Raw genomic sequence first — 25,347 nt, 5'->3', positions numbered from 1 at the left:
GGTACGAAAGGGTTTTCATGGAAACCTTTCGTTCGTGACGCCGATCGCGACGGGTACATGACCGCCGGCATCTTCTTTTCATTTGCTTTCGATATTTGACATTTCGAAAGAAAACGAAGATGGTTCGCCTGCACAACAGGAACCAAGAATGGACCTCACCCTGCTTTCCGATCTGTCCAACTGGCAGCGCCTGGGCGGTGCCGATACCGCCGCCGAAATCGCCCAACAGCCCTTGCTGTGGGAGGCGCTGGCCCACGATCTGTCCGAACATGCGCCGCGCCTGCAGGCCTTCCTCGGCGAACGCCTGGACGACCCGCGGCAACGCGTGCTGTTCACCGGTGCTGGCAGTTCCGGCTTCATCGCCGAGATGGTGGCCGACACCCTCAACGCGCAGTGGCCGGCCGAAATCCGCGCCGTGCATACCACCAGCCTGCTCACCCATCCGGCGCTGTACCTGCAGCGTGACCGCCCGACCCTGCTGGTGTCGTTCGGCCGCAGCGGCTCCAGCCCGGAAAGCGTCGCCGCGGTAGAACGCGTGCGCGCCGACGTGGACGACGCGCGCTTCCTGGACATCACCTGCAATGCCGACGGCGAACTGGCCCGCCGCGGCGCCGGCCGTGCCGATACCTTCACGCTGCTGATGCCACCGGCGTCCTGCGACCGCGCCTTCGCCATGACCAGCAGCCTGAGCTGCATGCTGCTGGCGGCATTGGCCAGCTTCGACCGTGCGCCGTGGAACGCGCGCATCCAGCGTTTGGCGCAGGTGGCCGCGCTCGCGCGCCAGGGCATCGCCGACTGGGATGCAGCCGTCACCACGCTCGCGCAACAACCGTTCTCGCGCGTGATCTACCTCGGCAGCGGCCCGCACGAAGCACTGGCCCGCGAAGCCGCGCTGAAGGTGCTCGAGCTCACCGCCGGACGGGTGCTTGCCCTGGCCAACACGCCGCTGGGTTTCCGCCATGGCCCCAAGTCCACCCTCAACGGCGAGACGCTGGTGGTCGTGTTCCGCAGCGTGCAGCCGCTGGCGCGTCGCTACGAACAGGACCTGCTGGAAGAGCTGCGCGCCGATGGCGTGGCCGGCAAGGTGCTGTCGATCGGCCCGCAGGTGGACGCCGGCGACGACTACACGCTGCCGGTACCGGCCCTGCCGGACAGCTGGCTGGCGCCGGTGTGGCTGCCGTTCGCGCAGCTGTACGCGCTGCAGCGCTCGGCCGCGCTCGGCCTGACCCCAGACAATCCCTTCCCCGATGGCACGGTCAACCGCGTCGTCAAGGGCGTGACCATCCACCATGATTGACGCCACCCGCACCTGCTACGGCATCGACATCGGCGGCACCAAGATCGAATTGGTGGCCTGCGACGCCACCCTGCAGGTGACGTGGCGCAAACGCGTTGCGACCCCGCAGGGGGACTATCCGGCCTTCCTGCAGGCGGTGAAGCACCTGGTCCACGATGCCGACCAGGCGCGCGGCAATCCGGCCGTCGCCATCGGCATCGCGCTGCCCGGCGTGCGTGACCGTCGCAGTGGCCGCCAGCTCAGCGCCAACGTGCCGGCCCTCACCGGCCAGGCCGTGGCCCAGGACCTGCGCGACCTGCTGCAGCGCCCGCTGCACTTCGGCAACGACCTGCAGTGCTTCGCCCTGTCCGAAGCGCATGGCGGCGCCGCCGATGGCTACGCCAGCATGTTCGGCGCCATCCTCGGCACCGGTGCCGGCGGCGGTTACTGCGTGCAGGGGCGGCTGGTCAGCGGCTTCAACGGGCTGGCGGGCGAATGGGGGCACTGGAGTGTCCCGGCCGGCCTGCTGCAACGCCATCAACTGCCACTGCTGGAGTGCGGCTGTGGCCTGCGCGGCTGCGTCGAGCGCTATGTCTCCGGCAGCGGCGTGGCGATGATCGAGCGCCACCTCGGCGGCGTCGCCCGCAACGCCAGCGACGTGATCACCCTGGCCGACGCCGGCGATGCGCGTGCACGCCAGGCGCTGGACATCCACCGCGACCTGCTCGGCCACAGCTTCGCCGCGCTGGTGCTGGCGCTGGACCCGCACGTGATCGTGCTCGGCGGCGGCCTTTCGCAGTACGCGCCGCTGTATGAGCAACTGCCGGCCGCCATCGCCGCGCACCTGTTCGACGGCGTGGAGGTGCCACCGATCGTGCCACCGCGCTTCGGCGATGCCGGCGGTGCCCGTGGTGCCGCACTGCTCGTCAGCCAACCCGTCTTTTCCTGATTCCCCGGGAGTCCGTCCATGTCACCGCTGCAGTCCCTGCTCCTCTCCCATCGCCAAGGCCACAACGTGGGCCTGTACAGCGTCTGCTGCAGCAACGAGCAGGTGCTGCGCGCGGCCATGCACGTGGCATTGGCGCACGACACGCTGCTGCTGATCGAGGCTACCTCCAACCAGGTGGACCAGTTCGGCGGCTACACCGGCATGACCCCACCGCAGTACCGCGACTACGTGTGGCAGCTGGCCGACGCCGAAGGCTTCCCGCGCGAGCGCCTGGTGCTCGGAGGCGACCACCTCGGCCCCAACGCCTGGCAGAAGCTGCCGGCCGCCGAAGCGATGGCCAACGCCCGCGTGCTGATCGAAGCCTATGTCGCCGCCGGCTTCCACAAGATCCACCTGGACTGCAGCATGTCCTGTGCCGACGACCCCACGCCGCTGCCCGACGCCGTCGTCGCCGCGCGCTCGGCCGAGCTGGCCGTCATCGCCGAACGCACCGCCGTTGAAAACGGGCTGCCGTTGCCGGTCTACGTGATCGGCACCGAAGTGCCGGTCCCCGGCGGCGAAGCCTCGCTCGAAGGCGGGCTGGCCGTCACCACGCCGGCCGCCGCCGCGCAGACCCTGGCCATCCATCAGCAGGCCTTCGACACGCCGCCGCTGCGCGATGCCTGGCAGCGCGTGATCGCCATGGTGGTGCAGCCGGGCGTGGACTTCGACCACAGCAGCGTGCACGACTACGACCCTGCCGACGCCGGCGAGCTGGCCGACTTCCTTGAGCAGCAGCCGCGCATCGTGTTCGAGGCGCACTCCACCGATTACCAGCGCGAATCCGGCCTGCATGCCTTGGTGCGCGACCACTTCGCCATCCTCAAGGTCGGCCCGGCCGCGACCTTCGCCTACCGCGAGGCCCTGTTCGCGCTGGCCGCGATCGAAGCACAGCTGTTGCCCGCCGGGCAATGCTCGCAGCTGCCGCAGGTGCTGGAGCAGGTGATGCTGGCGCAGCCGAAGTACTGGCAGGCGCATTACCACGGCGACGAGGCCACGCTGCGCCTGCTGCGCGCGTTCGCCTTCAGCGACCGCTGCCGCTACTACTGGGGCGAGCCGGCGCTGGTGCAGGCCGTGGCCACCCTGTTCGCCAACCTGGAAGCCCATGCGCCGCCGCTGGTGCTGCTCAGCCAGTACTTGCCCGAGCAGTTCCGCGCCGTGCGCGCCGGTGCGCTGTCCAACACGCCGGCCGAGCTGGTGCAGTTCCACGTCGGCCTGTGCCTGGCCGAATACGCGCGCGCCTGCAGCGACAACCAGGCCGGCACACGCCGGGAAAACGAAAGCACGCAAACTTCCGTTCTTGCGAAAGGGTAATCTCCCCCTTTCCTTCCCACCAGAACGAGACCCGACATGCGCAACACCCGCCCGCGACGCCAGCAGATCCTGCAGCTCCTGATCGAGCAGGGTTCGGTGCAGGTATCGGACCTGGTGGAGCAGTTCGGTGTCTCGGCGGTCACCATCCGCACCGACCTGGGGCAGATCGAGTCGCAGGGGTTGGCCACGCGCACCCACGGCGGCGCCACGCTGGTGCGGGTGCCGCCGATGGAACAGGACATCCACGAGAAGGACGTGCTGAACCTGTCGCTGAAGGAATCCATCGGCGCGCGTGCAGCGCAACTGGTGCAGCCCGGTGACAACATCATCATCGACTCCGGCTCCACCACCATGACCCTGGCCCGCCACCTGCACGACCAGCGCGACGTCACGGTGATGACCAACGGCCTGAACATCGCCTGGGAGCTGGCCAACGCACCGAACATCAACGTCCTGCTGACCGGCGGCGTGCTGCGCAAGCAGTCGCTGTCGCTGCAGGGCAGCCAGGCCGAGTCCAGCCTCACCACCTACAGTTTCGACACGTTGTTCCTCGGCGTGGATGGCCTGGACCTGCAGTTCGGCCTGACCACCCACGACGAGGGCGAAGCCCGCCTCAACCACCGCATGGTCGAACGCGCGCGGCGCATCGTGGTGCTCACCGACGCCTCCAAGTTCGGGCGCGTCAGCCTGCACCGCATCGTCCGCCTCGACCAGGTCCACGCCATCATCACCGACCCCGGCATCGACGACGCCACCCGCGACGGCCTGCTGCAGCAGGGGATCGAAGTGATCATCGCCGAGCCCTCTTCATGACCGACACCCGCTCCCTGCACGGCCGCGTGCTCACCCCGCTGGGCTGGCGCCGCGGCAGCGTGCACTTCGACCAGCGGATCCGCACGCTGCAGGTGGAGGACCACGCAGGTGATGCCGGCGACCTGCCGATCCTCCTGCCAGGCTTCATCGACCTGCACGTGCACGGCGGTGCCGGCGTGGACCTGATGCAGGGCGGCGACGTCGCCCGCACCATCGCCCGCACCCATGCACGCCACGGCACCACCACCCTGCTCGGCACCACCATGACCGCCGCGTTCGAGGAAATCGAGAATGCGCTGCGCGGGCTGGCCCAGGTCATCGCCACCCCCGATGCCGACGCCGCGCAGATCATCGGCGTGCACCTGGAAGGCCCGTTCATCAGCCCGCAACGGCTCGGCGCACAACCGCCGCGCACCCTCGAGGCCACGCTGGAATCGGTGCAGCACCTGCACGCGCTGGCGCCCATCAAGGTGCTGACCCTCGCGCCGGAGATCGGCCAGCACACCGCGCTCATTCCCGCGCTGGCGGCAATGGGCATCCGCGTGCAGGTCGGCCACAGCGCCGGCACCTACGAGGACGCGGTGGCCGCGCTGCAGGCCGGCGCGGTCGGCTTCACCCATCTGTTCAACGGCATGACCGGCGTGGACCACCGCAATCCCGGCATCGCCGCGGCCGCCCTGGCCCACGCCGAGTACGCCGAACTCATCCCCGACCTGGAACACGTCCATCGTGGCGTGATCCGCATGGCCACGCGCGCCATCCCGCGCCTGTACGCGGTCACCGATGCCACCGCCGCCACCGGCATGCCCGACGGCGAGTACGCGCTGGGCGAACAACGCGTGCACAAGTGCATGGGCTGCGTGCGCCTGGCCAGCGGTTCGCTGGCAGGCAGCGCGCTGACCATGGACCAGGCGCTGCGCAACCTGGTCGACGTCGGCCTGGAGCTGGCCGATGCCTCGCAGCGCGTGTCCACCATCCCCGCCGACTACCTCGGCCTGGACGACCGCGGTCGCATCGCCCCGGGCCTGCGCGCGGACATGGTCGTACTGGGCCCGGACCTGCAGCTGCAGCAGGTCTGGGTCAACGGCCAACCGATCGACCCACGCCCGGCCCTGCACTGACCCCTGTTCCGGTGCGTGCAACGCGCACCGGCATCCAACGCGCAGCCGCGCACCTGCCACCGCTCCCGGAGCGCTCCCGATGACCGATACCGCCTTCGCCGTACCCGCCACCGAGGCCGCCCCGCGCTGGCCGGTGCGCTACCTGCTCTTCATCGCCGGGCTGGGTGGGCTGTTGTACGGCATCGACATCGGCATCATCGCCGGCGCCCTGCCCTACCTGGAGGCCACCGCCAGCCACGCCTGGCAGTTGAGCAGCCAGCAATTGGGCTTCGTGGTCGCCGCGGTACTGCTGGGCAGCGTGCTGTCCTCGCTGTTCGCCGGGCTGGTGGCCGACCTGATCGGCCGCCGCGGCGCGATGCTGCTGGCCGGCGTGCTGTTCACCGCCAGCATCCCGATCATGGCGCTGGCCTCGGGCTACACGCCGCTGCTGCTCGGCCGCCTGTTGCAGGGCATCAGCGGCGGCCTGATCGGCGTGGTGATCCCGCTGTACCTGGCCGAAGTGCTGGCACCGGAACGGCGCGGCCGTGGCGCGGCGATGTTCCAGCTGCTGCTGACCATCGGCCTGGTGCTGGCCGCCTTGATCGGCCTGTACCAGGCGCACGCGGTGGACGATGCCACGCGTGCGGTCGGCCACCTGCCGCTGGCGCAGCAGGCGCAGGAACTGTTCGCGGTGAAGGACCACGCCTGGCGCACCATCTTCTGGAGCTGTCTGCTGCCGGGCGTGGTGTTCTGCGCCGGCGTGCTGTGGCTGTCCGAATCGCCGCGCTGGCTGGTACGCCGCGGCCGCCTCGACGCCGCCCGCCGCAGCCTGCAGCGCACGCTGCCGGCCAGCCAGGTCGAGCGCACCCTGGCCGACATCCAGGCACCGGTGGCCGCACGTGCCGACGGCCAGCGCGACCGCCTGCTCAGCAGGCGCTACATGGTGCCGTTCCTGCTCGCCTGCGTGGTGCTGGCCTGCACCCAGGCCACCGGCATCAACTCGGTGCTGGCCTACGCCGTCAACATCCTCAACCAGGCCGGCCTGCCCGGCGCGGCGGCCAACGGTGCCGACGTGGCGATCAAGCTGCTCAACGCGGTGATGACCGTGGTCGCGCTGCTGCTGGTCGACCGCAAGGGCCGCAAGTTCCTGCTGATGCTTGGCAGCGGTGGCATCTGCGTGGCCCTGCTGGGCGCGGCGATGCTGTTCTTCAAGGCCGAGCAGGGGCGGCTGGACGTGCAACCGCGCATCCAGCAGATGGTTCTCGCCGACGGCCTGCAGCTGGAGCTGGATCCCTCGCAATGGCGGCAACTGGCCGGCACCCACATGCGCGGCGACCAACCGATGCAGTTGACGGTGTCCTATGCCTACGGCGGCTTCAGCGACGTGCGCTCACTGCGCAGTGACAACCCCAGCGACCACCTGCTGGGCATCCAGCGCGACGCCACCGTGCGCGCGGACAGCGTGATCGGCAGCTTCTTCCGCCGCCTGCATCTCAATCCCTTCCCGGACCCGGCCGCCGCGGCCGACGCCCCGCTGCACATCGACCAGGCCTGGATCGGCCCGGTGCCGTCGGCGCAGCATGGCTGGATGGTCGCCACCTGCATCCTGGTGTTCGTCGCCTTCTTCGCGGTCGGTCCCGGCGTCTGCGTCTGGCTGGCGCTGTCCGAGCTGATGCCCAACCGCATCCGTTCCAACGGGATGAGCATCGCCCTGCTCATCAACCAGTTCGTCTCCACCAGCATCGCCGCGATCTTCCTGCCCACCGTCGGCCAGCACGGCTACGCCAGCATGTTCCTGTTCTGGGCCGGCTGCACGTTCGTGTTCTTCCTGGTCGCCACGTTCTGGCTGCCGGAAACCAAGGGCAAGACGCTGGAGCAGATCGAGGCGCATTTCCGCTGATAAAGCGAAGCGGCCCTCATCCGCCCCTTTGGGGCACCTTCTCCCGCGCGCGGGAGAAGGGATGGGGTTACCGCGATCCGGCCGTTGGCCGGTGACCCCGAAACCTCGCGCAGACCTCCCTTCTCCCGTTTACGGGAGAAGGTGCCCCAAAGGGGGCGGATGAGGGCAACGCAACACATCCATACCGCACAAACGCAAACGGCCACCCGAAGGTGGCCGTTTGTGCATGCAGGCGGACCTGCGCGCGGGTATTACTCGGCGGCGGCAGCCTTGGCAGCCAGGCGGGCAGCCTTGGCCTGCTGGGCAGCAGCCAGATCTTCCTTGATGCGAGCAGCCTTGCCTTCCAGGCCACGCAGGTAGTACAGCTTACCGGCGCGAACCTTGCCGCGGCGCTTCACTTCAACCGAGTCGATCAGGGCGCTGTGGGTCTGGAACACGCGCTCGACGCCGTAGCCGTGCGAGATCTTGCGCACGGTGAACGAGGAGTTCAGGCCGGCGTTCTTGGTGCCGATCACGACGCCTTCGTAAGCCTGCACGCGCTCACGGTTGCCTTCCTTCACCTTCACGTTCACCACGACGATGTCGCCCTGGCTGAACTTCGGCAGTTCGCGGGTGATCTGGGCGGATTCAAACTCCGCGACGATGGACTTGTTCAGCTTGCTCATTGGATTACACCGATTATTCGGGGTGGGCGTGTCGGTATCCGACAACGTGGGCTTATGCAGTCGCCGAATTGCGCTGCACGTTTGTTGTTCTGGCGCCCCATGCCAGCCTGAATGGCTGGTGGGAACTCGCAATTCTAACCTACTGATTACCCTCGGCGCCAGTGGTTGGCTGCAGGCCAGCGGCCTGCGCCTCCCGGGCCTCGGCCAGCAGCTTCCGGTCGGTCTTGTTCAGCCCCGCCTCGTCGAGCAGGTCCGGCCGACGCAACGCGGTGCGCAGCAGCGACTGCTGCCGGCGCCAGCGCGCGATGGCCGCGTGGTTGCCCGAGCGCAGCACGTCCGGCACGTCACCCAGCGCGTGGCTGGACGGGTGGCTGTAATGCGGGCAGTCGAGCAGGCCGTCGCCCTCGAAGCTGTCCTGCACCGCCGACTCGGCGTCATTCAGGGCACCGTCCTGCAGGCGGGTGACCGCATCGATGATCACCGCCGCACCCAGCTCGCCGCCGGACAGCACGTAATCCCCGATGGAGATCTCCTCGTCCACCTCCGACGCCAGGAAACGCTCGTCCACGCCCTCGTAGCGCCCGCACAGCAGGATCATGCGCGGCAGCGCCGCCAGCTCCCGGACCTTGGCCTGGGTCAGCGGGCGGCCCTGCGGGCTCAGATAGATCAGCGGCGCCGGCTGCGGGTCGGCCGCGCGGGCGGCCGCCAGCGCGGCACGCAGCGGCTCGATCAGCATCACCATGCCCGGGCCACCCCCGAACGGTCGGTCGTCCACCCGCCGGTAGTTGCCCTCGGCGTAGTCACGCGGGTTCCAGCCATGCAGCTCCAGCAACCCGCGCTCCTGCGCACGGCCTACCACGCCCAGCGCGGCGGATTGCGCCAGGAATTCGGGGAACAGGCTGATGACGTCGACGCGCACGCGGGCTAGAACTCCGGATCCCAGTCGACCACGACCAGGTTGGCCTCGAAGTCCACCGACTTGATGAAGTCGTCCATCACGAACGGCACCATGCGCTCGCGGTCGCCGCGCACCACCAGCACGTCATTGGAGCCGGTGTTGAACAGGTGCGAGACCTGGCCCAGCTTCACGCCCTCCACGGTCTGCACGTCCAGGCCTTCCAGGTCGACCCAGTAGTACTCGTCCGGCTTGGGCGGTGGCAGCGCGCTGCGCAGGATGTAGATCTCGGTGCCGCGCATGGCCTCGACCACGTTGCGGTCGTCCACGCCCGGGAAGGTGGCGATCAGGGCCTTGCCCGACTCGCGGCCACGCACGCCGGTCAGCTCCGATTCCTGCCCCGAGGGGGAGCGCAGGATCCACGGCTGGTACTTGAAGATGGCGGAACGGGGCTCGGTCCAGGACTCGAGCTTCAGCTCGCCGCGCACACCAAAAGCGCCGGCAACCCTGCCCAGCAGGATCCGGCGCTCGGAATCTTTATTCATATGAAGCAGTCGGGCCGCGTTTGCGCGGGCCCCGCCAGGATCAGGCCGCGACGGCCTGGGCCTTGGTCGCTTCCTTGTACAGGTTGCGAACCTTGTCGGTCAGCTGGGCGCCGTTGGCAACCCACTTGTCGACGGCGGCGATGTCCAGGACAACGCGCTGCTCGGCGCCCTGGGCGACCGGGTTGTAGTAGCCGACGCGTTCGATGTTGCGGCCGTCACGGGCGCTACGGACGTCGGTCACGATGATGTGGTAGAACGGACGCTTCTTGGCGCCGCCGCGGGTCAGTCGAATCTTGACCATGGTGGTGTTTTCCTATGTTGCCCAGTCGCCAGGATGGCGCGGTAAGCCGGCGATTATAGCGATGGGTCCGGGGCATTCCAAGTCTTGGGCCTCCGCCGAAGCTGAACAGACGTTCAAGCCTTCACGCCCCAACCGCCCTAAAGCACCGCCCACGGCGCCTCGCCCAGCGCCCGCTGCAGCAGCTCCAGCAGCAGGTCTGACTGCTCGAACACCTGCTCCCCGATCCGCGCCAGTGGCCACAGGCCGGTGGAATTGCAGGCCACCGCGCCGCTCATCCCCGCCAGCATCGGCACGTGCACCTCGCGCCGCACCTGCCCCTGGCCCAACGCCGCCAGCCCATCCATCAACAGCAGCTCGCTGACCCCGCGCAGCGCCGTTGCCTGCGGCCAGATCACCCGGCCACCATCCCAGAACGCCACGTTCCAGGTGCTGCCCTCGCTGATGCAGCCCGCCGCATCGACGAACAAGGCATCGTCATACCCGGCCGCCATCGCCTGCCGCCGGTAATGGAACAACGGGAAGGTCCCCACATGCTTCACATGCGCCAGCTCGCGCTGGTAGGACACCGGCAGCACTGCGCGTCCGGCCACCGGCATCGTCGCCGGCACGCCGATCCCGATCAGGACATCGATGGGCACGGCCTGCTGCGGCTGCCGGAAGTCGAAGGCACGCGAGAACACGGTGATCCGCACCGATGCATCGCCCACCTCGCAGGCCTCCAGGGCGCGCTTGAGCCAGCGCTGCAGGCTGGCCGCGTCCAGGTCGGCATCGAACAGTTCACGCGTGCCCTGCCGCAACCGCTGCACGTGCAGCGCCCAGCCCTGCACCGCCCCACCGCGTACCTGCAACGAGGTGAAGTGGCCATAGTTGACCAGCGCCGGGGCGAGCACGTCCACGTCCACCGGCCGGCCATTGCAGAACAATCGCATCACAGCAGCACCTGCGCCCGTGCCCACATCGACTGCAGGATACGTGCCGCCGGTTCGCGTCGCGCCATCCACGCCGACTGCCCGGCCCAGGCCTGCATCGCGTCGATCCGGCCATCGGCACCGGCCTGCCGGCGCATGGCGGCGGTCAGCCCCCGCTGCACCGGGTAAGGACGCGGCGCAGGTGCATCGGGAGCGGCCGCGGCGCGCACATACGCGGTATCCAATGCGCGCCCCAGCCGGCCGCTGAAGGCACGGGTAGTGCGCGTGCCTTCCGGCTCGGCGTCCTGCAGGGCCTGCTTCCAGGCATCGGGGACATCGGATTCATCCGCTGCAAGAAAGGCCGTGCCGACCATCACCGCACTGGCACCGAGCACCAACGCGGCGGCTACGCCACGTCCATCGGCGATGCCTCCGGCGGCGATCACCGGCACCTCCAGCCGGTCGGCCAGACGCGGCAGCAGCGCGAACAACCCGACCAGCTGTTGCTCGGCCTGGTCAGCCTCGAATGCGCCGCGATGGCCACCGGCCTCGGCACCCTGCGCGATCACCGCATCGGCTCCGGCGGCCTGCGCCTGCAGGGCTTCGGCCAGCGTGGTGGCACCAGCCAGCCAAGCGATGCCAGCGTCCTTCAGGCGCTGCACCTGTGCCGGCGAGAACACTCCCATGATGCTGGATGCCACCGCCGGTCGCGCCTGGACCAGGGCCTCGAACTGCGCATCGAAATCCGCCGGGCCGGCATCACCGGCACTGGCCGGCACCTCCGGCCCCCACTGCGCAAGGAACGTCCGGGTCGCGGCCTCACCGGCCACGTCGCGGGCAGGCGCTGGATCGGGAATCCAGACATTGACCTGCGCCGGCCCCGCGGACTGCGCGCGGAAGGCCTCCATCCATTCCCCGACCTGCCCCGGCGTGGACAGCACCGCGCCCATCGCCCCCATGCTGCCGGCGTTGGCCAGCGCCACCGACAACGGCACCGGGCAGGCGCCGGCCATCGGCGCCAGCAGGATGGGGACATCAACGCCGAAGCGTTGGCAGAAGGTAGCAACACGCGCGGCGATTGCAGGGTTGTGCATGGCGATCACGACACCAGCGGCCCCCCGGATCAGCGCACCGAAAGGGCGTAGCTCCGCACCCGCTGGCTGTCCATCTCTTCGCTGAAGGTGAAGTCCACATATTGAGCGTCATCGGCAGCCATTGCCACCTCGACCAAGGCCCGGCCGATCTCGCGGCCCTCGGCATCCAGCGCCCTGGCCACCAAGGTGCCAGTGAACGAATGGGACGCGATCACGTAGATGGACGCGTCCCTGGCCCCCATCCCGCGGCTCTTGCCCAGGGTGACCGTCAGCCCGCGCGCGGCCATCGCCGGCGCGACCTCGAGCGTGAGCGACGTGCGCCTGTCCACACCCTCGCCAGGGCCGGCCACGAAATCCATGGCACTTCCGTCAACGGCACTTCCCATGCGCTGGGACGGCGAGCGGTCATCGCCGCACGCCGCCAAGCCCAAGGCCATTGCAAGCAGCCAGATTCCCTTCTTCATGCATGTACTCCTGATCGTTCGGATGACGGCGAAACATCGTGGCTTCCCACGCGCCGCAAGCCTTGTATCGGGAGCATTCCGGCGCCTCCAGCGCCGGCTTCACATTTCAGCGGAAAGGCAAGCCGCCCTTGCCACCGCCCATCGCGCCGAGCATGCCCTTCATGTTGCGCAGCATGCCCTTCATGCCGCCGCCGGCGAGCTTGCCCATCATCTTTTCCATCTGCATGTACTGCTTCATCAGCTTGTTGACGTCGGCCGGCTGGGTGCCGGAGCCGCGCGCGATGCGGGCACGACGCGAACCATTGAGCAGGCCCGGGTTGCGGCGCTCCTTCTTGGTCATCGAGTTGATGATGGCGATCATGCGCGGCACTTCCTTGCTCTGCGTGACCTGCTGCTTGAGGTGGTCCGGGATCTGGCCCAGGCCCGGCAGCTTGTCCATCAGGCCGCCGATGCCGCCCATGTTCTGCATCTGCTCGAGCTGGTCGCGCATGTCGTTCAGGTCGAACTTCTTGCCCTTGGCGACCTTCTCGGCCAGCTTCTGCGCCTTGTCCTTGTCGACCTGCTGCTCGACCTGCTCCACCAGCGACAGCACGTCGCCCATGTCCAGGATGCGGCTGGCCACGCGCTCGGGGTGGAACACGTCCAGGCCATCGACCTTTTCACCGGTACCGGTGAACTTGATCGGCTTGCCGGTGATGTAGCGCACGCTCAGCGCGGCACCGCCACGGGCGTCGCCGTCGGTCTTGGTCAGCACCACGCCGGTCAGCGGCAGTGCCTCGCCGAAGGCCTTGGCGGTGTTGGCCGCGTCCTGGCCAGTCATCGAGTCGACCACGAACAGGGTCTCGACCGGGTTGATCGCCGCGTGCAGGGCCTTGATCTCGGCCATCATCGCTTCGTCGATGGCCAGGCGGCCGGCGGTGTCCACCAGCAGCACGTCGACGAACGACTTGCGCGCGTCATCGATGGCAGCGCGCACGATGTCCACCGGCTTCTGGTCCGGGGCCGACGGGAAGAACAGCACATCCACCTGCTGGGCCAGCGTCTTGAGCTGCTCGATCGCGGCCGGGCGGTAGACGTCGGCCGAGACCACCATCACCTTCTTCTTGCGCTTTTCCTTCAGGTGCTTGGCCAGCTTGCCGACCGTGGTGGTCTTGCCGGCGCCCTGCAGGCCCGCCATCAGGATGATGGCCGGCGCGGGGACATTGAGGTTCAGGTCGGTGGCCTGGGAGCCCATCACCGCGGTCAGCTCGTCGCGCACGACCTTGATCAGCGCCTGGCCGGGGGTCAGCGACTTGAGCACTTCCTGGCCGACCGCGCGCACCTTGATCTTCTCGACCAGGGCCTGCACCACCGGCAGGGCCACGTCGGCCTCCAGCAGCGCGATGCGGACTTCACGGGTGGCCTCGCGGATGTTCTCCTCGGTCAGGCGGCCGCGCCCACGCAGGCGCTCGATGGTGCCGGAAAGGCGCTGGGTCAGTGACTCGAACATGCGGTGCAACCTGCGGGAATCGTGGATACAGAGCCGCCAAGTATAGCGACCCGCCCGCGAGCCCGCCGGTTCACGTCGCCAGCGGCGGGCCCGTGTGCGAAACTGTGCCGATGACAATCGTTCTCATCGCCGCCGTCCTCTACCTGTTGGCAACGGCCCTGCTCGTGCGCGGACTGGCGATGGATCGCAACGCCCTGCCGCGCACCTGGCTGCTGCCGGCGGTCAGCGCCGTCGTCCTGCATGCCGGCTACCACCTGATGGTGGCGATGCAGACCAGCGGCGGTCCGGACATGCACTTCTTCGCGGCGCTGTCCCTGGTCGGGCTGGGCATGGCGGTGCTGACCACCCTGGTCGGCGCGCGCGGGCGCATGGCCGCACTGGGTGTGGTGGTGTTCCCGCTGGCCGCCATCGGCCTGCTCGCCTACCACGGCTACGGCCACGAACCGAGCAAGGTACTGGGCTGGCGCCTGGCCACCCACGCCTGGCTGGCACTGCTGGCCTACGCCACGTTGAGCGTGGCCGCGCTGCTGGCGATCATGCTGTGGCTGCAGGAGCGTGCCCTGCGCCGTCGCGATTTCCGTCCCTGGCTGCGCGCCCTGCCGCCGCTGGCGGACCTGGAAACCCTGCTGTTCCGCACGATCGCGGTGGGCTTCAGCCTGCTGACCCTGACCCTGGTCACCGGCGTGCTGTTCGTCGATGACCTGCTGGCGCAGAAGCTGGTGCACAAGACCGTGCTCAGCGTGCTGTCGTGGATCGTGTTCGGCACCCTGCTGATCGGCCGCCGCCGTTACGGCTGGCGCGGCAGCAAGGCCGTCCACTGGACCCTGAGCGCGATGGCGCTGCTGCTGCTGGCGTTCTTCGGCAGCCGCTTCGTGATCGAGCTGGTGTTGGGAAAGAACTAAACACGCCCGGTACTGCCGCGCCAGGCGCGGCAGCGGGATTGGGGCATCAGCAGGAATCGTCGGCAAGGCCCCAACGGAGCATGGCTCCGCTCTACAGAGCGCTACGGATCATTCCGATGCCGCCTCCAGCGCCTCGGACAGCCGCTCCACCGCAATCACTTCCATGCCCTTCACCGAGCCGGTCTTGGGGGCATTGGCCTTGGGCACGATGGCGCGCTTGAAGCCGTGCGTGGCCGCCTCGCGCAGGCGGTCCTCGCCGTTCGGCACCGGCCGGATCTCGCCGGACAGGCCGACCTCGCCGAAGGCGATGGTCTTCTCCGCCAGCGGCCGGTCCTGCAGCGAGGACAACACCGCCAGCAGCACCGGCAGGTCGACCGCGGTTTCCTGCACGCGGATGCCACCGACCACGTTGACGAACACGTCCTGGTCGCCGACCAGCACCCCGCCGTGCCGGTGCAGCACGGCCAGCAGCATCGCCAGGCGGTTCTGCTCCAGGCCCACCGCGACCCGGCGCGGGTTGGACAGCGGCGAGGAATCCACCAGCGCCTGTACTTCCACCAGCAGAGGCCGCGTGCCCTCCCGTGTAACCATCACGCAGCTGCCCGGCTGCCGGGTGCTGCCACCGGACAGGAAGATCGCCGACGGGTTGGGCACTTCCTTCAGGCCCTTCTCGCCCATCGCGAACACGCCCAGTTCGTTGACCGCGCCAAAGCGGTTCTTGAACGCGCGCAGCACGCGGAAGCGGCTGCCACTCTCGCCTTCGAAGTACAGCACCGCATCGACCATGTGCTCCAGCACGCGCGGTCCGGCGATGCCGCCTTCCTTGGTGACGTGCCCGACCAGGAACACCGCCGTGCCGGTTTCCTTGGCAAAGCGCACCAGCCGCGCCGCGCTTTCGCGCACCTGGCTGACCGAGCCGGGGGCGGCGGTCAGGGTTTCGGTCCACAGCGTCTGCACCGAATCGGCCACGATCAGCTTGGGCCGCGCCGAGGCCGCGTGCTGCAGGATGTTCTCCACGCCGGTCTCGGACAGCCCGTTGAGGCCCTCCAGCGGCAGCTCCAGCCGCACCGCACGGCCCGCCACCTGGGCCAGCGATTCCTCGCCGGTCACGTACAGCACCGGTAGCGTGCTGGCCATCCTGGCCACCGCCTGCAACAACAGCGTGGACTTGCCGATGCCGGGATCGCCGCCGACCAGGATCACCGCACCTTCCACCAGCCCGCCGCCGAGCACCCGGTCGAACTCGCCGATGCCGGTGGACACGCGCTGGTGCTCGGTCTGCTGCACGTCCTTCAGCGCGGTGATCTTCGGCGCCTCGACCTTGCCGGCCCAGCCACTGCGGCGCGCGGCCGGTGACTTGGCGGCGGCCGCGCTCTCCAGCACGACCTCGCTCAGGACGTTCCATGCCCCGCATTCGGTGCACTGGCCCTGCCATTTGCTGTACTCGGCACCGCATTCGGTGCAGACGTAGGCGCTGTTACGGGGCTTGGCCATGGAGGTTCCTGCGACGGGGAACCGCAGGATAGCCGAGGGTGGTCGCAGTGGCTGCGACCAGCACCGCCCCGGACTCAGTTCAGCAGCGCGCGCGCGGCGATCATCGCCCGGTACTGGCGCGGCGCCATGCCCACTTCGGCCTTGAACTTGCGGGTGAACGCGCTCTGGTCGCTGAAACCACAGGCCTGCCCGATGCTGGCCACGCTGTCCTCGCCATGCAGCAGGTGCAACGCGATCTGGATGCGCAGCCGGGTCAGCACCTGCTGCGGGGTCATCTGGAACACCTTGCGGAACGAGCGCTCCAGCTTGGACAGCGAGAACCCGGTGATGTCCAGCAGGGTCTGCATGCGCACGTTCTCGGCGTAGTGCGTGTTGAGGTAATCCAGCGCCAGCCGCAACGGCTCGTACTGCGACTCCAGCCCGCCACGCTGGCCCAGGTCGCGCGAGATGCCGATCAGGCCGACCACCCTGCCGTCCTCGATGATCGGCCGCTTGCAGGTCAGGCACCAGCCGGGCTGCTGGTTGGCGAACAACTGCAGCTCCATCACGTTCTCGATCACCTCCCCCCCCAGCACGCGCTGGTCCTGGGCCACGTAGGCCTCGCTCATGCCCACCGGGTACAGCTCATCGGCGCGCCGCCCGATCACCTCGCTGCGCGACTTCACGCCGAGCCGCTGCATCATCGTCATGTTGACGTGCGTGTAGCGCCCGTCGGTGTCCTTGGCGAAGAACAGCACGCTGGGAATGGCGTCGAACAGGGCTTCGATTTCGGCAGGGTCAATACGCATCGGGACGACATGTGGCGTCGGCGAAAAGCCGACCGGGCATCCGATGATGCCTGATCCGGCATGGAATCCGCAGGGCCAAAAGACATTCCCGGCGGCGGGCGGACAGACGGGCCGCCTCAGACCACCCGTGCGGTCCCTGCAGGCAGGATCCAGCTCCAGGCGCATCGCGCCTTGATGGCATGAATTATCCCGAATGCCGGAACCGGCACAATCCAGGCGCCCGAACTGGACTGGCCCTGCGGGAAGCACCGGCCGCGGCACTGCCCAGTTCCCAGGCCCATGCCCGCGGACGGCGACGCCCCTTCCCATGACCATCCACCGCAAGGCTGCAAACACAAGGCCCCGCTTTCGCGGGGCCTTGGTTCACGCATCAAACGCGGTGACGGGCGATCAGCCCCACGGATCCTGCAGGACCATGGTGTGGTCGCGGTCCGGACCGGTCGACACGATCGAGATCGGGCAGCCTGCCAGTTCCTCCAGCGCGCGCAGGTAAGCGCGGGCGGCCGGCGGCAGCTTGTCCCACTCGGTGACGCCGTGGGTGTTCTCGCTCCAGCCCGGGAATTCCAGGTACACCGGGGTGCACTCTTCCCAGCCCTGCGCATCCAGCGGGGCGTACTCGGTACGCTTGCCACGGTATTCGTAGGCGATGCAGATCTTGAGCTTTTCCATGCCGTCGAGCACGTCCAGCTTGGTGATGCACAGGCCCGAGATGCCGTTGATGGCCACGGCGCGCTTGAGCGCGACGATGTCCATCCAGCCGCAGCGACGCGGACGGCCGGTCGAGGCGCCGTACTCGGCGCCACGGTCGCGGATGCCCTGGCCGATCTCGTCGTCCAGCTCGGTCGGGAACGGACCGCCACCCACGCGCGTGGCGTAGGCCTTGGCGATGCCCAGCACGTAATCGATCGCATCGGCGCCCACACCGGCACCGGCCAGCGCGCCGCCGACGGTGGTGTTGGAGCTGGTGACGTACGGGTAGGTGCCGTGGTCGATGTCCAGCAGCGCGCCCTGCGCGCCTTCGAACAGCACGCGCTTGCCCTGCTTGCGCAGGTCATGGCAGATGCCGGCCACGTCGGACTTCATCGGCTCGACGTACTCGCCGAAGGCCAGCGCTTCCTGGTAGACGGTGTCGAAATCCACCGGTTCCACGCCCAGGTACTGGGTCAGCACGAAGTTGTGGTAATCCAGCGCCGAACGCAGCTTCTCGGCCAGCTGTTCCGGGTAGTGCAGGTCGGCAACGCGGATGCCGCGGCGCGCCACCTTGTCTTCATAGGCCGGGCCGATGCCACGGCCGGTGGTGCCGATCGCCTTGCCGCCGGCGGCCTTTTCGCGGGCCTGATCCAGCGCGATGTGGTACGGCATGATCAGCGGCGCGGCCGGGGAAATCTTCAGGCGCGAACGCACTTCCACGCCGGCCGTTTCCAGCTCCTCGATTTCCTTGCGCAGGGCGGCCGGGGAAATCACCACGCCATTGCCGATCAGGCACAGCGCGTCATCGCGCAGGATGCCGGACGGAATCAGGTGCAGGACGGTCTTCTTGCCGTTGATGACCAGGGTGTGGCCGGCATTGTGGCCGCCCTGGAAACGGACCACTGCACCGATCTCCTCGGTCAGCAGATCGACGATCTTGCCCTTGCCTTCATCGCCCCACTGGGCGCCGAGAACAACAACTGATTGACCCATGACGGGTAACTCCTGAATTTGCTGCGGCCATCGGGGCCGCGGACGGGGCCGTGCGGAGCCAATGGTCAGCCACAGTGGTGCCCCATCGGGGAGCGCCGGCAAACGTCAAGGCCATACACGGAAAAAGCCGAACGGGACGCTCTGTGAGGAGCAGGCCCGACCGGCTTTTCTGGATTATCCGGGTTTTGCCTGACGGCTACCACCCCTGACGGTGCATCCCATCGGCGGCAGTGGCCGGTCGTTCAGACCCGGCCCCGTGAACGCAGCCAACCTGCGCCACGTTGCTGCCGGGCATGGCCCGGCGCTACCGGCAGCTGGCAGCACCGGGCCGAGCCTGGTGCTGCCGCAAGGGTCAGCGGTCGTTCTTCAGGTACTGCAGGAACGGGTCGTTCTTGTCGAGCACGATCACGCCATTGCCGTCGGTCATCGAGCCGCGGTAGGCCTCCAGGCTGCGGTAGAACGAGTAGAACGCCGGGTCGGCCGAGCCGGCCTTGCCGTAGATGGCGGCGGCCTGGGCATCGCCCTCACCACGCAGCTGCTGCGCATCGCGCTCGGCCTCGGCCACGATCACGGTGCTCTCGCGGTCGGCCTGGGCGCGGATGGTCAGCGACTGCTCCTCGCCCTCGGCGCGCAGCTTGGCGGCCTCCTGCTTGCGCTGGGCGCGCATGCGCTCGTACACGTCGGTGATCACCTGGCTGTCCGTCGGCAGGTCGATCTGCTTGATGCGCAGGTCGATGATCTGCATGCCGAGCGGCTTGACCGCCTCGTTGATCGCCTTCAGCTGGCCGGCGATCAGCTCGCCGCGGTCACCGGACACCAGTGCCTGCAGGGTGCGCGAGTTGATCTGGTTGCGCAGCGAGTCGGTGATGATCGGCGCAAGGCGGGCATTGGCCACCTTGCCGTCACCGCCGGTGGAGCGGTAGTACGAACGCACGTCGGAGATGTAGCCGATGGCGAAGAAGTCGACGCTGACGTCCTTCTGCTCGGCGGTGAAGTAACGCGCCGGAGCGGTGTCCAGCACCTGGAAGCGGCGGTCGAACACGCGCACGGTTTCCACCAGCGGCACCTTGAAGTGCAGGCCCGGCTTGATGTCCGAACGCACCACCTTGCCCAGGTTCAGCACCATCGCGGTCTGGTCCTCGCGGACCACGTACACCGAGCCCAGCAGGCCCAGCAGCACCACGACCAGCAGGCCGATCACAAATGAATTCTTCATCGGCTGGCCTCCTCACGACTTGCCGAGCGCGAGACCGAGCGGTCCGCGTTGCGAATGCTGTCGGTGGCCGACGGCAGGGCCGGCACGACCATGTCCGGGGTCAGCTGCGGGGCGTTGCCGGCGCCCTTGGCCGCATCGGCGGGCATCGGCACGTAGATCAGCTGGCGGCCATCGCCACCGATGACCTTGCGGTTCTCGGCCAGCACCTGCTGCACGGTTTCCAGCCACAGGCGCTTGCGGGTGACTTCCGGCGCGTTCTTGTACTCGGCCTGCAGCAGGGTGAAGCGGCGCGCGTCACCTTCGGCCTTGGCCACGGCGGCCTGCTTGTAGCCTTCGGCGGTGGTGCGGGCACGCGAGGCCTGGCCACGCGCTTCGGGCACGACCTTGGCCGCGTAGGCCTGGGCTTCGTTGATCAGGCGTTCCTTGACCTGCTGGGCACCGTTGACCTCGTCGAAGGCCGGCTTCACTTCTTCCGGCGGACGGGCGTCGGGCAGGGTCAGGCCGGTCACGCTCAGGCCGGTGTTGTAGGCCTTGAGCGAGGCCTGCAGGCGCTGCTCGGCCACCGAGGCCAGCGGGCCGCGGTTGTTGAGCACGGTGTTCAGGTCGGCACGGCCCACCTGTTCGCGCACCGCGCTCTGCGCGGACTGCTCCAGCATCTGGTCGGCATCGACCGTACCGAACAGGTACTGGCGCGGGTCGTCCACGCGGTACTGCACGTTGACCGCCACGTTGACGATGTTCTCGTCGCGGGTGAGCACCGGCACGTTGCTGCTGAAGGTCTTGATCTGGGTGGCATTGACCTTGACCACCGACTCGATCGGCCACGGCAGCTTGAAGTTAGGGCCCGGTTGCAGGATCCGCGAGTACTCGCCGAAACGCAGCACCACGCCGCGCTGCTGCTCGCCGATCAGCTGGAAGCTGGAGAACAGCACCAGCAAGGCCACCACGATCAATACCCAGCGCCAGATGCCGCCATCAAACAGGTCGCGCAACGGCCCGGGGATGTTGCCGCCCCATCCGTTGCCATTTCCGCCACGTGGCTTGCGCGGGCCGCGGTCGTCCGCGCCCCCACCATTGCCGCCGGGTGTATTCCAGGCCATGCATGCTCCATCTGTAAGGGCCGGGGTGCGGGAGTTCCCGCCGGACCCGGCCATCAATCGAATCCCGATTCTACTAGATGCGGCTGACCTGCCGTTTCGCAACCGCTATCTTGGACATCCCCCGTTCCAGTGCAGGCCGCCATGTCCGTTTCCGCCCCGTTTTCCGCCTTCCGCATCCACAACGACGAGGCGGGCTACCGCAGCGGCCTGGAGCCGCTGGCGCTGGACCAGCTCAGCCCCGGCGAGGTGGTGATCCGTGCCCGCTGGTCCTCGGTGAACTACAAGGATGCCCTGGCCGGCACCGGCAAGGGCAAGATCCTGCGCCGCTTCCCGCTGGTCGGCGGCATCGACGTGGCCGGCGAGGTGGTGGCCTCGACCGACCCGGCCTTCCGCGAGGGCGACAAGGTGCTGACCACCGGCTGCGGCCTGAGCGAGACCCGCGACGGCGGCTACAGCCAGTACGTGCGACTGGAGTCCCGATGGATGATCCCGCTGCCTGCCGGGCTGGACCTGCGTGAAGCCATGGTGCTGGGCACGGCCGGCTTCACCGCCGCGCTGGCGCTGTTCCGGATGACCGAGAACCGCCAGTCCCCGGCGCTCGGCCCGCTGGCGGTGACCGGCGCCACCGGCGGGGTCGGCTCGCTGGCGGTGGACATCTTCAGCCGGGCCGGCTTCGAGGTGCATGCCGTCAGCGGCAAGGCCGAGGCGGCCGACTACCTGACCGCGATCGGTGCCAGCCAGGTACTGGGCCGCGATGCCTTGGCCACCACCCGGCCGATGGAATCGGCCCGCTTCGGCGGCGGGCTGGACAACGTCGGCGGGGCGATGCTGACCAGCCTGCTGGCCCAGACCAGCCCCTACGGCAACGTGGCCTCGGCCGGCCTGGCGGCCACCGCGGAGCTGGACATGACCGTGATGCCCTTCATCATCCGCGGCGTATCCCTGCTGGGCGTGGCCTCGGCCGGCACCGCCCGGGACATCCGCGAGCAGGTCTGGGCACTGCTGGGCGGGGACTGGAAGCCGCGCCACCTGGGCACCATCTGTACCCGTGAAGTGGGGCTTGGCGAACTGCCGGGCGTGTTCGATACGATGCTCGCCGGCAAGTCCTTCGGGCGCACGGTCGTAAGAATCGACTGACCGCCGTCCTGACCCGGCCCAGACCCGGCGCTGGCGGCTTCACGCCGGGCCCGGGCCGGCACTACACTCGTCGCTGACTCTTGGGGAAGAACATGGCGCGCATCCTGATCGTTGACGATTCGCCGTCTCAGTTGATGGGCATCCAGCGCATCGTAGAGAAGCTGGGGCATGAGACCTTTACCGCCACCGATGGCGCTTCCGGGGTGGAAGCGGCCAAGTCGGTGCTGCCGGACCTGGTGCTGATGGACGTGGTGATGCCGAACCTCAACGGGTTCCAGGCCACCCGCACGCTCAAGCGCGAGGCCACCACCCAGCACATCCCGGTGATCCTGGTGACCACCAAGGACCAGGACACCGACCGGCTGTGGGGCATGCGCCAGGGCGCCAAGGCCTACATCACCAAGCCGTTCTCGGAAGAGGACCTGTCCGCGGTGATCGCGCAGGTGTTCAGCGCCGAGGCCCCGCCGGCCGGCTGACGCCGGAGGGCCGGAACGAAAAAGGCGAGCCGGGGAGCTCGCCTTTTTCGTGCTCGGGGACCGGGCGCACCGGCCTCAACTGTCACCGAAGGCCTTGGCCAGTTCCTGATAGGCCTTGCGCTGGGCCTCGGTCGTCGCCACCGGGGCCACCACCTCCAGTTCCACGATCTGGTCGCCATCGGGCTTGCCCGGCAGGCCACGGCCGCGCAGGCGCAGCTTGCGGCCACTGTCCGAATCGGCCGGCACCTTCAGTTCCACCGCCCCGCCCAGGGTCGGCACGCTGATGCTGGTGCCCAGCGCCGCCTGCCACGGCGTGACCTGCAGGGTGTACAGGATGTTGCGCCCGTCCACCTCGAACTGCGGGTGCGAGGCGTATTCCACCTCCAGCATCAGGTTGCCGCCCCCGCTGCCCTGCCCGCCCAGCCGGATCACCTGGCCCGGGCGGATGCCTTTGGGCACGCGCACGTCGAGCTGGCGACCATCGACGGTGATGCGCAGGCTGTCACCGCTGTACGCCGCCTCCAGCGGCACCGACAGCTTGGCGCGGGTGTCGCGCATCGGTTGCGGCCCGGCGCCGCCAAACCCGGGACGACCACGCGCCCCTGCCCCGCCGGCACCGCGCTGGCGCGCGAACAGGCTTTCGAAGAAATCACTGAAGCCGCCGCCGGCACCGCCGCCGCCGAACACCTCCTCGAAATCAAACCCCTGGCCGCCGCCGAAGTTGGGCGGTGCCTGGAATTCCTCGCCCGGGCGGTAACCCTGCGCGCGCAGCTGGTCATAGGCCTGGCGCTTCTGCGGATCGCGCAGCGCCTCGTAGGCCTCATTGACCGCCTTGAACTTCTCCTCCGCACCGGCTTCCTTGCTGACGTCGGGGTGGTACTTGCGCGCCAGACGCCGGTAGGCGGTCTTGATCTCGGCATCGCCGGCGGTGGGCTCCACGCCCAGCGTTGCGTAGTAATCCTTGAATTCCATCCATACACCTCTGCAAAAAAGTCAGGCCCGCCACCTTTCGGCAACGGGCCGTCATGCAACCGGCGACCGCCGTGGCCGCCATTCTACCGGGCCACGGCGCTCGTGCTGGTGGAGGCGCACTCACACGGCCGGGGAAGCGGCCTGGACCTGGATGCGGCGCGGTGCCGGTTCCTCGCGCTTGGGGATGCGGATCTCCAGCACACCGTTCTGGCTGCGGGCGGCGATGCCCTCGGCGTTGGCGCTGTCCGGCAGGGCGAAGCGGCGATTGAACGTGCCATGGCGTCGCTCGCTGCGCGAGAAGCGGCCTTCCCCGGCGGCGGCCGGTGCGCTGCGCTCACCACGGATCTCCAGCACGCCCTTGTCCATCTGCACCTCGATGCTGGACGGCTCCACGCCGGGGAGATCGGCCAACAGCACGAACTGCGTCGGCTCCTCGCGGATGTCCACCGCCGGCGCCCAGCCCTGCGGCGAGGTGGCGGGGGCTTCCAGCAACGGGCCCAGCAGATTGCGGATTTCGGACTGCGTCGGCCACTGGCGGTAACGTACGATGCTCATCATGTCCTCCTGAAATGTGGGGGCCCGGACTGCCGGAATGGCGATGCCGTTCCCATGCCCACGAGGTGTTGCGTGAAAGCCGTGTTTTCAAGCTTTTGACGCGGCACTTCCAATCGATCACTAAACTGACATTCAGCACAGGAGTTACTGATGTCCATCCAAGTCGGCGACCGCATTCCCGAAGTCATCCTCAAGCGCCTGCGCGAGGGCCTGGAAACGGTGGATACCCACACCCTGTTCGACGGCCGCAAGGTGGTGCTGTTCGCCGTCCCCGGCGCGTTCACCCCGACCTGCTCGGCTCGTCACCTGCCCGGTTACGTGGAGCACTTCGATGATTTCCGCAGCCGCGGCATCGAGGTGTTCTGCATGGCGGTCAATGATCCGTTCGTGATGCAGGCCTGGGCCCGAAGCCAATCGGTGCCCGATGGCCTGCAGATGCTGTCCGACGGCAACGGCGAGTTCACCCGTGCGCTGGGGCTGGAGATGGACGCAAGCAGTTCCGGCATGGGCATGCGCTCGCGTCGGTTCGCGTTGTACGTGGAAGATGGCGTGGTACGCGGCAGCTATGTCGAGGAACCCGGCCAGTTCGAGGTGTCCTCCGCCGAATACGTGCTCGCCCATCTGCCGGAGTAGTTTCCCCAACAGAAGGAAAGGCCAGCCATGAGCAAGCAGCCAGCCGCGAAGCCGAGCAAACCCACCGCCCCGACGCCCGGCTTCACCGACCGCAAGACCCTGCGGGCCAACGCGCGCAAACGCATGGAAGACGGTGCGGTGACGCCCAGCTACAGCGCCGACCGCACCACGGTGATCAAGCTGCTCAACGATGCGCTGGCCACCGAATGGGTCTGCGTGCTGCGCTACTACCGGCATTACTACATGGCCAAGGGGATGCTGGCCGACACGGTGAAGGCCGAGTTCCTGGAACACGCCCAGCAGGAGCAGGCGCATGCGGACCTGCTGTCCAACCGCATCGTGCAGCTGGGCGGTGCACCGGACCTCAACCCGGACACCCTCACCGCGCGCTCCCACGCCGAGTACAAGGAAGGCGGCAACCTGCGCGACATGGTCCGCGAGAACCTCATCGCCGAGCGCATCGCCATCGACAGCTATCGCGAGATGATCAACTTCATCGGCGACAAGGACACCACCACCAAGCGCATCCTGGAGCAGATCCTGGCGCAGGAGGAGGACCATGCCGATGACTTCGCCGACATGCTGGACGGCTGGATCGGCGAATAACCTCGGCGGCAGCGGCCTCGCTTGCGACGCCAT

Annotated in this window: 26 protein-coding genes; 11 read left to right on the top strand and 15 right to left on the bottom strand. The window is 68.3% G+C overall.

The genetic code is table 11. From position 1 onward, the window contains the following. The first annotated feature begins 148 nt into the window (after positions 1 to 148). From VA603_RS14895 to VA603_RS14870, 6 genes are all read left to right on the top strand, one after another. Positions 149 to 1,297 carry an SIS domain-containing protein gene (locus VA603_RS14895; protein WP_323439310.1) on the top strand — a complete coding sequence of 383 codons (1,149 nt, stop codon included), beginning with the start codon at positions 149 to 151 and terminating at the stop codon, positions 1,295 to 1,297. Next, positions 1,290 to 2,225, top strand: a complete 936-nt coding sequence (locus VA603_RS14890; RefSeq protein ID WP_192287352.1) for an ROK family protein — start codon at positions 1,290 to 1,292, stop codon at positions 2,223 to 2,225. The genes VA603_RS14895 and VA603_RS14890 overlap by 8 nt, the downstream gene beginning before the upstream one ends. A gap of 18 nt (positions 2,226 to 2,243) precedes the next feature. Continuing rightward, a complete protein-coding gene (locus VA603_RS14885; protein WP_323439309.1) occupies positions 2,244 to 3,578 on the top strand; it encodes a D-tagatose-bisphosphate aldolase, class II, non-catalytic subunit in 1,335 nt (444 codons plus the stop codon). A gap of 36 nt (positions 3,579 to 3,614) precedes the next feature. Beyond that, a complete protein-coding gene (locus VA603_RS14880) occupies positions 3,615 to 4,391 on the top strand; it encodes a DeoR family transcriptional regulator (protein ID WP_323439308.1) in 777 nt (258 codons plus the stop codon). After that, entirely contained in the window at positions 4,388 to 5,512 is a 1,125-nt protein-coding gene (gene nagA, locus VA603_RS14875) for an N-acetylglucosamine-6-phosphate deacetylase (RefSeq protein ID WP_323439307.1), read from the top strand. Before VA603_RS14880 ends, nagA begins: the two co-directional genes overlap by 4 nt. A gap of 79 nt (positions 5,513 to 5,591) precedes the next feature. Then, the gene (locus VA603_RS14870) at positions 5,592 to 7,391 is read left to right on the top strand and encodes an MFS transporter (RefSeq protein ID WP_323439306.1); all 1,800 of its coding nucleotides are present in this window, start codon (positions 5,592 to 5,594) and stop codon (positions 7,389 to 7,391) included. A 251-nt stretch (positions 7,392 to 7,642) separates the two neighbouring features. Here VA603_RS14870 and rplS read toward each other — a convergent pair whose 3' ends face one another. The 8 genes from rplS to ffh form a co-directional block, all read right to left on the bottom strand. Continuing rightward, positions 7,643 to 8,056 (bottom strand): 50S ribosomal protein L19, encoded by a 414-nt coding sequence (rplS, locus tag VA603_RS14865; protein ID WP_132865217.1) that lies wholly within the window; start codon positions 8,054 to 8,056, stop codon positions 7,643 to 7,645. Positions 8,057 to 8,195: 139 nt separating this feature from the next. After that, a complete protein-coding gene (gene trmD, locus VA603_RS14860; protein WP_323439305.1) occupies positions 8,196 to 8,975 on the bottom strand; it encodes a tRNA (guanosine(37)-N1)-methyltransferase TrmD in 780 nt (259 codons plus the stop codon). Between the two features lie 5 nt (positions 8,976 to 8,980). Next, positions 8,981 to 9,496: a ribosome maturation factor RimM gene (rimM, locus tag VA603_RS14855; RefSeq protein WP_132865219.1), complete on the bottom strand. Its 516-nt coding sequence runs from the start codon at positions 9,494 to 9,496 to the stop codon at positions 8,981 to 8,983. Positions 9,497 to 9,536: 40 nt separating this feature from the next. After that, positions 9,537 to 9,797: a 30S ribosomal protein S16 gene (gene rpsP / locus VA603_RS14850; protein ID WP_132865220.1), complete on the bottom strand. Its 261-nt coding sequence runs from the start codon at positions 9,795 to 9,797 to the stop codon at positions 9,537 to 9,539. A 137-nt stretch (positions 9,798 to 9,934) separates the two neighbouring features. Next, complete coding sequence (locus tag VA603_RS14845) at positions 9,935 to 10,726, bottom strand: aminotransferase class IV family protein (RefSeq protein ID WP_132865221.1); 792 nt, start codon at positions 10,724 to 10,726, stop codon at positions 9,935 to 9,937. Then, entirely contained in the window at positions 10,726 to 11,799 is a 1,074-nt protein-coding gene (locus VA603_RS14840; protein ID WP_323439304.1) for an NAD(P)H-dependent flavin oxidoreductase, read from the bottom strand. Before VA603_RS14840 ends, VA603_RS14845 begins: the two co-directional genes overlap by 1 nt. Positions 11,800 to 11,828: 29 nt before the next feature. Next, the gene (locus VA603_RS14835) at positions 11,829 to 12,263 is read right to left on the bottom strand and encodes a hypothetical protein (protein ID WP_323439303.1); all 435 of its coding nucleotides are present in this window, start codon (positions 12,261 to 12,263) and stop codon (positions 11,829 to 11,831) included. A 106-nt stretch (positions 12,264 to 12,369) separates the two neighbouring features. Further along, the gene (gene ffh, locus VA603_RS14830) at positions 12,370 to 13,752 is read right to left on the bottom strand and encodes a signal recognition particle protein (protein WP_192287362.1); all 1,383 of its coding nucleotides are present in this window, start codon (positions 13,750 to 13,752) and stop codon (positions 12,370 to 12,372) included. A gap of 110 nt (positions 13,753 to 13,862) precedes the next feature. Between ffh and VA603_RS14825 the strand changes: the two genes are divergently transcribed. Continuing rightward, a complete protein-coding gene (locus VA603_RS14825; protein WP_132865225.1) occupies positions 13,863 to 14,654 on the top strand; it encodes a cytochrome C assembly family protein in 792 nt (263 codons plus the stop codon). 108 nt (positions 14,655 to 14,762) lie between these two features. Here VA603_RS14825 and radA read toward each other — a convergent pair whose 3' ends face one another. The 5 genes from radA to hflK all read right to left on the bottom strand — a co-directional run bounded on the left by radA (position 14,763) and on the right by hflK (position 20,935). After that, on the bottom strand, positions 14,763 to 16,148 hold the full coding sequence (gene radA / locus VA603_RS14820) for a DNA repair protein RadA (RefSeq protein WP_313251662.1): 1,386 nt from the start codon (positions 16,146 to 16,148) through the stop codon (positions 14,763 to 14,765). Positions 16,149 to 16,222: 74 nt separating this feature from the next. Next, positions 16,223 to 16,936 carry an AraC family transcriptional regulator gene (locus tag VA603_RS14815; protein ID WP_132865227.1) on the bottom strand — a complete coding sequence of 238 codons (714 nt, stop codon included), beginning with the start codon at positions 16,934 to 16,936 and terminating at the stop codon, positions 16,223 to 16,225. A 390-nt stretch (positions 16,937 to 17,326) separates the two neighbouring features. Next, a complete protein-coding gene (locus tag VA603_RS14810) occupies positions 17,327 to 18,619 on the bottom strand; it encodes an adenylosuccinate synthase (RefSeq protein ID WP_132865228.1) in 1,293 nt (430 codons plus the stop codon). 352 nt (positions 18,620 to 18,971) lie between these two features. Then, a complete protein-coding gene (gene hflC, locus VA603_RS14805) occupies positions 18,972 to 19,835 on the bottom strand; it encodes a protease modulator HflC (protein WP_132865229.1) in 864 nt (287 codons plus the stop codon). Continuing rightward, on the bottom strand, positions 19,832 to 20,935 hold the full coding sequence (gene hflK, locus VA603_RS14800) for an FtsH protease activity modulator HflK (RefSeq protein ID WP_323439302.1): 1,104 nt from the start codon (positions 20,933 to 20,935) through the stop codon (positions 19,832 to 19,834). Before hflK ends, hflC begins: the two co-directional genes overlap by 4 nt. A gap of 141 nt (positions 20,936 to 21,076) precedes the next feature. Here hflK and VA603_RS14795 point away from each other — a divergent pair, with 141 nt between their 5' ends. Both VA603_RS14795 and pilH read left to right on the top strand, forming a co-directional pair. After that, positions 21,077 to 22,072, top strand: coding sequence for a YhdH/YhfP family quinone oxidoreductase (locus tag VA603_RS14795; protein WP_323439301.1), 996 nt, complete (start codon positions 21,077 to 21,079; stop codon positions 22,070 to 22,072). Positions 22,073 to 22,164: 92 nt separating this feature from the next. Continuing rightward, the gene (gene pilH, locus VA603_RS14790) at positions 22,165 to 22,548 is read left to right on the top strand and encodes a twitching motility response regulator PilH (RefSeq protein ID WP_132865232.1); all 384 of its coding nucleotides are present in this window, start codon (positions 22,165 to 22,167) and stop codon (positions 22,546 to 22,548) included. Between the two features lie 75 nt (positions 22,549 to 22,623). Here pilH and VA603_RS14785 read toward each other — a convergent pair whose 3' ends face one another. Both VA603_RS14785 and VA603_RS14780 read right to left on the bottom strand, forming a co-directional pair. After that, positions 22,624 to 23,520 carry a DnaJ C-terminal domain-containing protein gene (locus tag VA603_RS14785; RefSeq protein WP_132865233.1) on the bottom strand — a complete coding sequence of 299 codons (897 nt, stop codon included), beginning with the start codon at positions 23,518 to 23,520 and terminating at the stop codon, positions 22,624 to 22,626. Between the two features lie 120 nt (positions 23,521 to 23,640). Continuing rightward, on the bottom strand, positions 23,641 to 24,075 hold the full coding sequence (locus VA603_RS14780; protein ID WP_323439300.1) for an Hsp20/alpha crystallin family protein: 435 nt from the start codon (positions 24,073 to 24,075) through the stop codon (positions 23,641 to 23,643). Between the two features lie 150 nt (positions 24,076 to 24,225). Here VA603_RS14780 and VA603_RS14775 point away from each other — a divergent pair, with 150 nt between their 5' ends. After that, positions 24,226 to 24,708 carry a peroxiredoxin gene (locus tag VA603_RS14775; protein ID WP_132865235.1) on the top strand — a complete coding sequence of 161 codons (483 nt, stop codon included), beginning with the start codon at positions 24,226 to 24,228 and terminating at the stop codon, positions 24,706 to 24,708. Between the two features lie 27 nt (positions 24,709 to 24,735). Beyond that, the gene (locus tag VA603_RS14770; RefSeq protein ID WP_132865236.1) at positions 24,736 to 25,314 is read left to right on the top strand and encodes a ferritin-like domain-containing protein; all 579 of its coding nucleotides are present in this window, start codon (positions 24,736 to 24,738) and stop codon (positions 25,312 to 25,314) included. Positions 25,315 to 25,347: the final 33 nt, after the last annotated feature.

Origin of the sequence: Stenotrophomonas capsici (genome assembly GCF_034961085.1) — a bacterium.
GTDB lineage: Bacteria > Pseudomonadota > Gammaproteobacteria > Xanthomonadales > Xanthomonadaceae > Stenotrophomonas > Stenotrophomonas capsici.
Note: the sequence above shows the minus strand (reverse complement) of the source record. Positions and strands in the feature narration are given on the sequence as shown.